Source organism: Streptomyces sp. NPDC088762 (assembly GCF_044750905.1).
GTDB lineage: Bacteria > Actinomycetota > Actinomycetes > Streptomycetales > Streptomycetaceae > Streptomyces.
This window is the reverse complement of sequence record NZ_JBIVKT010000025.1, coordinates 51,731-62,512: the sequence shown is the minus strand read 5'-3', so window position 1 is coordinate 62,512 and position 10,782 is coordinate 51,731. Positions and strand designations below refer to the sequence as shown.

General features: G+C 70.7%; 9 protein-coding genes and 2 pseudogenes. 8 read left to right on the top strand and 3 right to left on the bottom strand.

The window, feature by feature from the left end; genetic code table 11:
• Nucleotides 1-50: 50 nt before the first annotated feature.
• Both ACIP5M_RS34825 and ACIP5M_RS34820 read left to right on the top strand, forming a co-directional pair.
• Nucleotides 51-779 (top strand): annotated as a pseudogene (locus ACIP5M_RS34825) (IS5/IS1182 family transposase).
• Between the two features lie 343 nt (nucleotides 780-1,122).
• Nucleotides 1,123-1,251, top strand: a pseudogene (locus ACIP5M_RS34820) (IS5/IS1182 family transposase); the annotation flags it as partial.
• 261 nt (nucleotides 1,252-1,512) lie between these two features.
• On the opposite strand, the gene ACIP5M_RS34815 reads toward ACIP5M_RS34820, so the two are convergent.
• Both ACIP5M_RS34815 and ACIP5M_RS34810 read right to left on the bottom strand, forming a co-directional pair.
• Entirely contained in the window at nucleotides 1,513-1,935 is a 423-nt protein-coding gene (locus ACIP5M_RS34815; RefSeq protein ID WP_401204776.1) for a hypothetical protein, read from the bottom strand.
• A 496-nt stretch (nucleotides 1,936-2,431) separates the two neighbouring features.
• Entirely contained in the window at nucleotides 2,432-3,208 is a 777-nt protein-coding gene (locus ACIP5M_RS34810; protein WP_401204773.1) for an SDR family NAD(P)-dependent oxidoreductase, read from the bottom strand.
• A gap of 61 nt (nucleotides 3,209-3,269) precedes the next feature.
• On the opposite strand from ACIP5M_RS34810, the gene ACIP5M_RS34805 reads away from it, so the two are divergent.
• A complete protein-coding gene (locus ACIP5M_RS34805) occupies nucleotides 3,270-4,178 on the top strand; it encodes an NAD-dependent epimerase/dehydratase family protein (protein ID WP_401204771.1) in 909 nt (302 codons plus the stop codon).
• 16 nt (nucleotides 4,179-4,194) lie between these two features.
• On the opposite strand, the gene ACIP5M_RS34800 is transcribed toward ACIP5M_RS34805, so the two are convergent.
• Nucleotides 4,195-5,151, bottom strand: coding sequence for a ScbA/BarX family gamma-butyrolactone biosynthesis protein (locus tag ACIP5M_RS34800; protein WP_401204769.1), 957 nt, complete (start codon nucleotides 5,149-5,151; stop codon nucleotides 4,195-4,197).
• Between the two features lie 509 nt (nucleotides 5,152-5,660).
• Between ACIP5M_RS34800 and ACIP5M_RS34795 the strand changes: the two genes are divergently transcribed.
• The 5 genes from ACIP5M_RS34795 (at nucleotide 5,661) to ACIP5M_RS34775 (ending at nucleotide 10,514) form a co-directional block, all read left to right on the top strand.
• A complete protein-coding gene (locus tag ACIP5M_RS34795; RefSeq protein WP_401204766.1) occupies nucleotides 5,661-6,923 on the top strand; it encodes a cytochrome P450 in 1,263 nt (420 codons plus the stop codon).
• Nucleotides 6,924-7,046: 123 nt separating this feature from the next.
• Complete coding sequence (locus ACIP5M_RS34790; protein ID WP_401204764.1) at nucleotides 7,047-7,727, top strand: ScbR family autoregulator-binding transcription factor; 681 nt, start codon at nucleotides 7,047-7,049, stop codon at nucleotides 7,725-7,727.
• Nucleotides 7,728-7,950: 223 nt separating this feature from the next.
• The gene (locus ACIP5M_RS34785; RefSeq protein ID WP_401204761.1) at nucleotides 7,951-8,601 is read left to right on the top strand and encodes a ScbR family autoregulator-binding transcription factor; all 651 of its coding nucleotides are present in this window, start codon (nucleotides 7,951-7,953) and stop codon (nucleotides 8,599-8,601) included.
• Between the two features lie 313 nt (nucleotides 8,602-8,914).
• Nucleotides 8,915-9,769 (top strand): BTAD domain-containing putative transcriptional regulator, encoded by an 855-nt coding sequence (locus ACIP5M_RS34780; RefSeq protein WP_401204758.1) that lies wholly within the window; start codon nucleotides 8,915-8,917, stop codon nucleotides 9,767-9,769.
• Between the two features lie 70 nt (nucleotides 9,770-9,839).
• A complete protein-coding gene (locus ACIP5M_RS34775; RefSeq protein ID WP_401204755.1) occupies nucleotides 9,840-10,514 on the top strand; it encodes a ScbR family autoregulator-binding transcription factor in 675 nt (224 codons plus the stop codon).
• Nucleotides 10,515-10,782: the final 268 nt, after the last annotated feature.

Sequence of the window (10,782 nt, the reverse complement as noted above, 5' to 3'; positions counted from 1 at the left end):
ACGCGGTGGGCGTTAACGGCGTTAACGCTGTGAGGCTCGTGCGGCGGGTCATGGGAGCGTCGTGGCTTGGGACGGGGCGGGGAGATTTGGGCGCATGAGGATTGGGCCTGGCTGAAGCCGCATCTGCCGATGTCCGGGAAGTGGGAGTCCGTTGGGCCGGTCAGCTCGGGGTCATCAGCGGGAGCCTGTACCGACTGCGTGGTGGGTTCCATGGGGCAGTCCGTCTGCCTTTCGGTCCATGGAAGGCCGTGTACGAACGGCACGGAGCTGGTCGGCGGACAGCGTCTGGGACCGGATCTTGGTGGCCCTCCTGACCGACGTCGACGCGGAAGACCGGATCGACTTGTCGACGGTGAGCGTCGATTCGACCGCCTGCCGGGGCGCGCGCATCGGCACGCTGTCTGAGCCCGTAGGGAACCGGCACGAGTGCCGGGAGGAGACGTACGCCCCGGCAGCACCGCGCCCCGACGAGGGACTCGGACGCTCCCGGGGCGGGGGACCTGCGAGGTCCACCTCGCCGGTGTGGGGGGATGCCGCCGCGTGGTCCTGCTGATCATTCGTCCCTTCGCCAGTGGCGGATGCCCTTGCACGCGGCCCGACCGTCTCGGCGGCGACAAGGCGTACGTCCTCCGATCGCGACCCGTCGCTACCTGCGTTGTCGCCAGATCAGGCGCACCGTCCCGAGATGCGACAGGCGCGGCGATGTCTTCCACGTCACCGTCACCGTCGCCTCGATCCGCTCTGGCTCTGGCTCCGTCCTTGGTCTCCGCTGGGTCTAGTCGCAGGTCGACGTGGAGGCCGTTGCGGACGGTTCGCCGGGCGTGCTTGTCCAGGCTGCACCCAGCTCCTTCTTCGGCGGGTCGCTACAGCAATTCAGCGCCGATGGGGCCGCACGGCGTGATCTGCCGGACAGCCTTAACGGCGTTAACGGGTCCCCTGCGCGAGTGGTGGAGCGTTAACGGCGTTAACGGGATGGCCCGGGACCGGGTGGCGGAGGCCGGCGGGCGTTAGCGGCGAGAAAGATCGTTGAGGGGGTTGGAGCACTCGGGAGCTGAAGCTACGGGTCTGGCATGACCCGTCGGCGTCTCCTTGGCCGAATGGGCCGGGGCCGTCTGGGAGCTTGGTGCGGAACCGATGATCGCCCGTCGCGGGACCGAGCACGGTTCCGGGCTCGGCACTCGCCGCTGGGTAGTGGAGCGGGCGTTCGCCCAGCTGCCCTGGTTTCGCCGCCTGCGGATCCGGGACGACAGGCTCTTGGTTAACGGCGTTAACGGCGTTAACGGCGCCCATGGTGACGGGGCGCATCAGATGTGGGCTGCCGGACGGGTCATCGGCGGTGAGAGGTGACGGGTGGCTGGGCGGCGCGCAGCGTTAACGGCGTTAACGGTCGGCGTGGGTGGGGGTGGAGATGGCCAGGTGCCGGGGAACGTTAACGCCGTTAACGATGGCTGAGTCGGCTGGGCTCGTGGGTGCAGGTCTCACCGGCGGTTGGCCTCGCCACTCATGCCAGGGTCAGGACGAGCCCTCCAGGCGCGTGAGGGTGAAAATCAGGGACTCGATGTGCTCGGGGGAGCCCGCGTTCCCGTCCGAGAAGTCTTCGAACTCCAGGACCACGGCATCCTTGTCCCGGCGTACCTTCACCTTCTCGCCGAGGCTGGCCGACCAGCCGCCGCTCAGGGAGTACTCCCGGGAAAGGGCCTCCTTGGCGCGCTCGGGAACCGACGGGATGAGGTACGGGTTCTGCCTCGCGCTCTCACTGTCGACGCCGTCCATGATGACCGTGAGGCGAGAGGGGTCGTACTCCCACCGACCTGAGAGGCCCAACCGGGTCTCGGACCACCTCCCGTCGCCGGTGATGGTCAGCACCCCGTCGAAGTCCGCGTTGGTCGTGAACCTCCAGGAACCCTTGGCGTACGCCGTGATCGCCTTCTCCACCGGGCTCCCGCACCCTGACACGGCGGAAGCAGCGATACCGGCCAGCAAGTACCGCAGTGCTGCCCGACGGCCCACTAACGCCACCAGATCACGCCTGTTCACATGTCCCTCCCCATGCGGAGCCCCCGTTGCAGACGCCCCGCTCATCCGATCCCGGAGCGGCAAGGGTGCGCCACCCTGCTACCGGTGACAAGGACCCAACGTGCCAACCCACGTCGACAAGCCCCGAACGAGCCCCGGACACCCGTCAAGGTCCGGTGAGACGGGACATCCAGGGGTTCCGCGAGCGGAGCAGGGCGTGGGTGTCGGGAGCGTTAACGGCGTTAATGGTGGGTGCGTGGAGTGTCTCTGTCGCCTTGGGGATGCGGGCACGTTAACGGCGTTAATGGGGAGGCCGGTCGGGCGGGTGGCGTTAACGGCGTTAATGGTGGGGGCCTGGACCGACGGAGGCGTTAACGGCGTTAACGGCGTTAACGGTCCCGATGCGTCGGCGGGGTCAGCGGGTGGTCCAGCCGCCGTCTACCGACAGGGTGGTGCCCAGGACGAAGGAGGCGCGGTCGCTGCACAGCCAGGCGGCCGACTCGGCGATCTCCTCGGGGGAGGCCATGCGCGGGAGGGGGGCCGACTGGAGGAGGACCTCTTCCATGGCCGGGTTCTCGCGGAGCCAGGCGTCGATCATCTCGCTGCGCGTGGCGCCCGGGGCGATGGCGTTCACGCGGATGCCCTGGGCGGCGTACTCGCACGCGGCCGCCTTGGTGAGGCCCAGGACCGCGTGCTTCGACGCGATGTAGGTCGCCGTCACCGGCGTGGCCACCAGGCCGGCGGTGCTGCTGTTGTTCACGATCGAGCCGCCGCCGGTGGTCAGCATGGCGCGGATCTCGTGGCGCATGCAGTTCCAGACGCCGCGGACGTTCGTGTCCATGACGCTGTCGTACGTTTCCTCGTCCAGCAGGTGCATGGGCTTGGGGGTCGCGCCGATGCCCGCGTTGTTGAAGGCCGCGTCGAGCCGGCCGTAGGTGGCGACGGCCGCGGCGACCGCGCGGGCCACGTCCTCGGTGTGGGAGACGTCGGCGACCACGTACTGGGCCTGGTGGCCGGCGGCGCGCAGTTCCTCGGTGAGGTCGGCGAGTTGGGGCTCGCGGCGGGCGACGAGGGTCACCGAGGCGCCCTCGCGGCAGAACACCCGGGCGGCGGCCGCCCCTATGCCGGCGCTCGCGCCCGTTATCAGCGCTGACTTGCCCGCCAGGAGAGATTTGTTCGATACCGAGGTCACGGCGCGACGGTAACACGGTGGAATGGGGCCCGTGATGAAGAGAGAAAGCCAGAGTGTGCTGGTGACCGGGGCTGCGGGGTTCGTCGGTTCTGCTGTCGTGGGGCGGCTCGTCGAGCAGGGCGTGCGCGTGCGGGCGCTCGTTCACCGGGCCGATGTGCCGCCGGGTGTGGAGGGCGTACGGGGGGACCTGGCGCGGGGTGAGTCGTTGCGGGGGGTGTGTGACGGCGTCGGGACGGTGCTGCACCTGGCCTCGCGGATCGGGGGGTCGGCGCAGGAGTGCCGGGCCGTGAACGTGGAGGGGACACGTGCCCTGGTCGCGGAGGCGGAGCGGGCCGGGGTGCGGCGGATCGTGCAGTTGGGGACGGCGGCCGTGTACCGGGACGGGGCGCACCGCGGTGCGGTGGAGGGGGAGCTCCCCGAGGAGCCGGAGTCGGTGACCAGTGTGACCCGGCTCGGCGGGGAGCGGCTGGTGCTGGCGGCCGGGGGGACGGTGCTGCGGCCTCATCTGGTGTACGGGCGGGGCGACCGCTGGGTGGTGCCGTCGCTGGTGCGGTTGCTCGCGCGGTTGCCGCACTGGGTGGACGGCGGGCGGGCCCGGATGTCCATGGTGTCGGTGGATGCGCTGGCGGGTGCGCTGGCGGAGCTGGCCGTACGGGAGGAAGACACGGGGGGTGTGCTGCACGCCTGCCATCCCGAGCCGGTGAGCGCGCGGGAGCTGGTGGAGACGGTCGTACGGGAACTCGGGCTGCCGCTGCCGACGGGGGACGTGGACGTGCCCGGGGCGCTGGAACTGCTGGGGGGCCCGGGGGAGCCGGATCCGGTGCTGCGGCGGAGGGTGTCGCTGTTCGCGGTGGACCACTGGTACGACAGCGGGCGGTTGTGGGGACGGCTGGAGGCCTCGCCCGGGCCGCGGTTCTCGGAGGCGTTCGGTCAGTACGCCGACTGGTACCGGGGACAGGTGATCGGCTGAAGCCGCCGGCGGGCGGTCAGGCGGCGCCGGTCACCGTGGAGCGGAAGACGGTGCGGCCCTCCTGGTGGCCGGTGACCACGACGTGGCCCGGGGAGACGAGGGTGGCGTCGACCCAGCAGGGGGCGTCCAGTTCGGCATAGTGGTGGAATTCGGTGGCGATGCCCGAGGGGACGAAACCGCCGGGGGCGTGGAGTGCGCAGGCGGCCTGCCGGGCGGCCTCGACCAGGACCATGCCGGGGTGGTGGTCGTTGGCGTGCTCGAAGAGGATCGGGTGGTCGAGGTCGGGGCTCAGCTGCCAGCGGTCCGGCCGGTCGGTGGGGGCGAGGACCACGTCGAAGGGCAGCAGCCGGCCGGCGGATGCGGCGGCCACCGGCGTGAGGCGGGGCAGCGGCCGCGTTAAACCCAGGAGGCCCCGGTCGCCGCGGAGTCGGCGGTAGGTGGCGGGGGCGACGCAGCTGAAGCGGGCGGTGCCGGAGCCGGCGAGTTCGCCGTCACGGCGGATGTCCACTTCGAGGAAGCCGGAGAAACGGTTCCCCTTCCAGCCGAAGTCCGTGCACACGGCGGTCATGTCGAGGTCGCTCGGGCTGCGGCCTATGCGCAGCCGCTCGGGCCGGGACGTGAAGTCGAGGCTCCACAGCAGGACGTTGTGGCCGAGGGGGACTCCGTAGACGGCGTGGCAGAGGTAGAGCCCGACCTGGCGGATGGTCTCGCCGGCCTGTACCGGGTCGTGGCTGGTGCCGTCGGCGCTGGTGAAGAAGGTGTGGGCGCGCGGCCACTGACCGGTGAGGGAGAAGGAGTCGACGCCGATGCGGTCGCAGCCGGTCAGGAAGACCTCGGCGAGAGATCTGCGGTGGACGTACTCCCTGGGCACCGTGGTGGTCAGGCCGCGGGCGTCGTTGCAGCGCATCCATGGTTCCCCCGCTCCCGGCAGCGGGAGGACGGGTGCGTCGTTCCTGATGGTCAGCATGGTCATGGACTACTCCCGCAGAGCCGTTTGACGGATGGGACGGGGGTGGGACGGGTAGGACGGGTTGCTCACGCGAGACGCAAGATACGTACTCTCCGGTTTTGTTTGCAAGGTGCCACGAGGCAACGGATATCGCATGTGCACCGGCGCCGGCACGGGGGAAGCGGGGATTACGGACTGTCCGCATGACGCCTACCAGCGGATATCCGGGTGGGTGATCTCGAGCGGGATGCGGCGGCTCCCGTCCCAAGTGAGAGCCGGTCTTCCGGTCATATGCGCCGGTCCGACAGGGTGTTGGCGCCCGCCGTTCAGCCGGGAGAATGCAAGCCCGCCGCAGGTCGTTGGCTCGGGGTCGACCCGGCCCCGAAAACCATTGGCATGCGGGACGGGTCGTGCCAGACTCGGGGCCGCCGCCGGTGAAACAAGAACCGGATGGGCGGTTTTGAACTGCAGGGCGTGGACACTCGGATGCGCCCTGTCGCCGACATGCCGCCGTCCATCCTGGAGAGCTTCAGATGAACCGTCAGTGCCCGATTGCGATCGACGTCTCCGGTGCGGACGTACACGCCGAGGCAGCGCTCATCCGTGAACAGGCGCCCGCGACGCGGGTGCTGCTGCCGGGCGGGGTGACCGCCTGGGCCGTCAACCGGCACGCCGACATACGCAGGCTGCTGGTGGATCCGCGGGTGTCGAAGGACGCCTACCGCCACTGGCCGGCGTGGATCAACGGGGAGGTCGGCGCCGAGTGGCCGCTGGCGATCTGGGTGTCCGTGCAGAACATGATCACCGCCTACGGCTCCGAGCACACGAGACTGCGCAAGCCGGTCGCCGCCGCCTTCACCACGCGGCGGGTGGCCGGCATGCGGCCGAGGATCGAGGAGGTCGTGGACGGGCTGCTCGACCGGCTGGCCGCGCTGCCGCCCGGTCAGGTCGTGGACCTGCGCACGGAGTTCGCGCACGAGCTGCCGACGCGGATCGTCTTCGAGCTGTTCGGGATACCGGAGCGCTCGTGGGCGCCCCTGCACAAGATCATCAAGGGCTTCTTCGACACGGCGATCACGGCCGAGGACGCGCAACGCAACGCGGCGGACCTGGACGTCACGATGGCCGACCTGGTCGCCTACCGGCGGGCGCACCCCGGAGACGACATCACCAGCGCGCTGATCGCGGCCCGGGACGCCGACGGCCCGCAGGGGCAGCCGCAGCTCAGTGAGAAGGAACTGGTCGACAACCTGATCCTGCTCTTCACGGCCGGGTACGAGACCTCCGTCAACCTGATCTGTACGGCGCTGCACGAACTGCTCCGCAACCCCGACCAGCTGGCGCTCGTACGGGAGGGGCTCGCCTCCTGGGAGGACGTGGTCGAGGAGGCGCTGCGGATCGAGTCGCCGGCCTCGTACGGGCTGCTGCGGTTCGCGGTGGAGGACATCGACATGGGCGAGGGGGTGGTGATCCCGCAGGGCGACCCGATCATCGTGTCCTTCGGCTCGGCGGGGCGGGACCCCGCCGTGCACGGGGCGGACGCGGAGCGGTTCGACGTCACGCGTGAGACGCGCGGGCAGCACCTGTCCTTCGGCTTCGGTACCCACTACTGCCTGGGTGCGAACCTGGCGCGGCTGGAGTGCGGGATCGCGGTGCGGCGGTACTTCGAGAGGTTCCCGGGCACGGTCGTGGTGGCACCGGAGTCGGGGGAGCTGCCGCGCGTGGAGTCGTTCATCTCCAACGGGCTGCGGGAGTTGCCGGTGCTGCTGGGGGCGGAGGCGGGAGTGACTGATTGATCACGTGGGGGTTGGGCATGAGCTGCTTGAAAAAAATCGGACCTTCTGGTTGGTTTTAATGGGGTGGTGGACCCCCGTCATGGGGATCCGGCCGTAACGAACCCATGGACAACGGAGGCACCCGTGGCACGGCAGGAGCGTGCGGTACGTACGCGTCGCGCGATCTTGGAAGCGGCGGCGGCGGTCTTCGACGAGCGCGGCTACGACGCGGCCACCATCGCGGACATCCTCTCACGGGCGGGTGTCACCAAGGGCGCCCTCTACTTCCACTTCTCCTCCAAGCAGGAGCTGGCCCAGGGCGTGCTCGACGAGCAGTTCGCCGAGGGCGGGGTGCCGCACCGGGAGAGCAAGCTGCAGGAACTCGTCGACGTCGCCATGGTGATGGCGTACCGGATGAAGCGCGAACCCATGCTGAGCGCGGGTGCCCGGCTCTCCCTGGGGCCGGGCATGCGCGAGATCTTCGGCGGCGGATCGGTGCCGGGCTGGATCGAGTTCACGCGGGCCCTGCTGGCCCAGGCGAAGGAGCAGGGCGAACTGCTGCCGCACGTGGACCCGGCCGAGACGGCCTGGATCCTCTCCGCCTGCTGGACGGGCGCGCAGATCTACTCACAGACCCTCAGCGACCGCGCGGACATCGAGCAGCGGGTGTCCGGCGTCTACCAGCACATCTGCCCGAGCATCGCCACGCCGGCGATGCTCGGCAGGCTGGACATGGCCCCCGACCGGGGGCAGCGGGTGACCGCGGAGATGGGGCTCGGGCCGGGGCCGGGGACGGCGCGGGAGGCCGAGCCGGCGTTGTCCTGAGGCTGCTTCGGGGGGAGTCGGGGGAGTCGGGGGGCCTTGGGGGCTGGCGGGACTTCCCGTTCCGTGGCATGCGGTCCGTGGCTTCGTTTCCGTGGCTGCCGGGTGTGGTGGGGTAGACCGCTCCAGTGGGACGCGAGTCGGGCTCCGGTGGAGCCGCAGACTGTGGCTGTAAAGATCTTGTACCCCGTTTGGGCAAACCGCGTTGGCGGTTTGTGGAGACTCCATGGTCAAGCAGGAGCGTGCCGCTCGCACGCGGGAAACCCTCGTACGCGCGGCGGCGGAAGTGTTCGCGGAGCAGGGGTTCGTCACCGCGTCGATCGCGATGATCAGCCGCAGGGCCGGGGTGAGCGCAGGAGGCCTGCACTTCCACTTCGGCAGCAAGACCGTGCTCGCGCAGGCCGTGGAGGACCGGGCCGCGCAGGAGCTGCGCGGGATCACGGCCGCCGCGGCGCGGTCCGCGGGGGCGGGGGCCGTGGGGGCGGGGGCCGGCGGCAACGCGCTGCAGGCACTGGTCGACGCCACGCATGCGCTGATGGCGCTGCTCGCGCAGGACGTGGTGGTGCGGGCCGGCTTCGGGCTGTGCTCCGACGCCTCCTGGAGTGGCGCGGTCGACCTGCGCCGGCAGTGGCGGCTGTGGGTCGAGGAGACCGTGGCGGCCGCGGCGCGGGAGGGGTCCCTCGCCGAAGGGCTCTCCCCGCAGGACGCGGCGCGCGGGGTGGTGGCCGCGACCGTGGGGCTGGAAGTCCTGGGCGCGTACGAGCGGGAGTGGGTCGCGCCGCACACCCTGACCCGGTACTGGACGCTGATGCTGCCGCGGCTCGCGGCGGGCGGGGCCCTGGAGGGGCTGAGGCCGGAGGGGTCGACGGGGCTGTAGGGGTCGTTGGGGTTGTTGGGTCATCGAGGGGCGTGGGGGTCCTTGGTGGCTTCGGCCGCCTCCGGACCGGACCGCGTGGTCTGTTTGTGGTGGGGTGGAGTGGGCTCCTGTGACCCTCGTTGAGGCGTGATCGAGGGATGCTGTGGCGGTTTCGTCGCGGGCGATGTGCGTGAAATCCCAGCTCAGGGTGGGTACTTGAGTGGTGGTGGGGTATCGCTGGTCTCCAAAACAGCACGACCGGTTTGATATTGACAAACCGTCGGTCCTGTTTTCTACTGACTGAGCGACTCATCCAAGGACAGGGGAGTACGGCGTGGACATCGATGTACTGGGCGCGTTGGCGGTGCGGGAGAACGGAATCTCCATCACGCCGACCGCCCCCAAGCCCCGGCAGGTCCTGGCGCTCCTGGCCCTCCATGCCGATCAGGTGGTGCCCGTATCGGCACTGATAGAGGAGCTGTGGGCGGGTGAGCCGCCGCGCAGTGCGCGTACGACGCTCCAGACGTATGTGCTGCAGTTGCGTGCGCTGATCGCCAACGCCCTTGAGCGTGGTGCGGGTGCGGGGGCTGATGCGGGTGCCGTTGGGGGTGAGCAGCGGACCGCCAAGGACATTCTCGTCACGCTGCCCGGCGGCTATCTGCTGAACAGTGGCGGCGGGACCCTCGACGTGCGGGAGTTCGACCGGCTCGCGGGGACCGGCTACCGCGCCATGGACGCCGGGGACTTCCCCGGTGCGGCGCGGCTGCTGCGGGAGGCACTGGCCCTGTGGTCCGGGCCGGCCTTCGCCGACGTACAGGGCGGGGTCCAGCTGGACATGGAGACCCGGCGGCTGGAGGAGACGCGGCTGTGCGCCCTGGACCAGCGGATCGAGGCCGACCTGCGGCTGGGGCGGCACCGGGAGTTGCTGGCCGAGCTGACGGTGCTGGTGACGCGGTACCGGACCCACGAGAACCTGCACGGGCAGTTCATGCTCGCCCTGCACCGGTCGGGGCGGCGGGGCGAGGCGCTGGACGTGTACCAGCGGCTGCGCGGGACGCTGGTGCGCGAGCTGGGGCTGGAGCCGTCGGTGGCGCTGCGGCGGTTGCAGCGGTCGATCCTGATGGCGGGGCCGGAGAGCCTGGCCGAGGCCAATGCGGAGCCGGGGGGCGAAAGGCTCGTACGGGTCTGAGCGCTGGGGGCCGGTTCGTTCTGGGGTGTGAGGGCCCGGGGGACTGTCGGGGGCGAGAGGAGACGGCTCGGTGCAGGAGAGGTCGGAGCGGACCCGGAGGCGGCTGGTCTATGCCGGGGCCGAGATGTTCCACCGGAACGGCTACGCCAACGCGACACTGGGCGAGATCGCGGCCGCGGCCGGGGTGACGAAGGGGGCGCTGTACTTTCACTTCGCCTCCAAGGACGAGCTCGCGGAGGCCGTGCAGCAGCGCGGGTGCGCGCTGTTGCACGATGCGGTGCGGGCGCTGCGTGAGGACGGGGTCTCGCCGTTGCAGGCGCTGATCGACATCACGCACTGGCTGGCGCGGACGCTGCACGAGGAGCCGGCGATCCCGGCGAGCTTCCGGATCACCAAGGAGTGCGGTGGGGCCGGGCCGCGGGGGGTCGTGGGGGCGCGGCCGGTGGTCGTGGACTTCCACGGGGCGTGGATCTCGGCGGTGTGCACGTTGCTCCGGCTGGCGCGGGACGCGGGGGAACTGCCCGTGGCGGGCCGGCGGTGGGAGAGCGCGGAGGCGTTGGTCGCGGCTGCGGCGTGCGGGATCGAGGTCATGTGGGGGACCGGGATGTCGTACGGGGAGCTGCGGGGGAAGGTGGGGGCGTTGTGGGGGCTCCTGCTGCCCAGTCTCGTGGCCGACGGGCGGGAGCGGGAGTATCGGACCGAGGCGGAGTTCCTCGGGGTGGAGGCGGTGCGGGCCGGGTGGTGAGGGGGCGTGGCCGGGGCGCGGCCCCGGGGCCCCGCGCCTCAAGCGCCGGCGGGGCTGGATGTGGCTGGCCTTGGTGGGCCTGTGCGGCTTAGAGATCGGGGCTCTGCCCCGGGCCCCGCGCCTCAAGCGCCGACGGGGCTGGGTGTGGCTGGCCTTGGGGGGCGTGTGCGGCTTAGAGATCGGGGCTCCGCCCCGGGCCCCGCGCCTCAAACGCCGGCGAGGCTGGAATTGGCTGGTCTGGGTTGATTTGCCGTCGGCGAGATGGATG

What these genes read in the sequence shown, in the direction of transcription:
- ACIP5M_RS34800 (WP_401204769.1), bottom strand. Translation starts at nt 5,151, where the DNA reads ATGACCATGCTGACCATCAGGAACGACGCACCCGTCCTCCCGCTGCCG.
- ACIP5M_RS34795 (WP_401204766.1), top strand. Translation starts at nt 5,661, where the DNA reads ATGAACCGTCAGTGCCCGATTGCGATCGACGTCTCCGGTGCGGACGTA.
- ACIP5M_RS34785 (WP_401204761.1), top strand. Translation starts at nt 7,951, where the DNA reads ATGGTCAAGCAGGAGCGTGCCGCTCGCACGCGGGAAACCCTCGTACGC.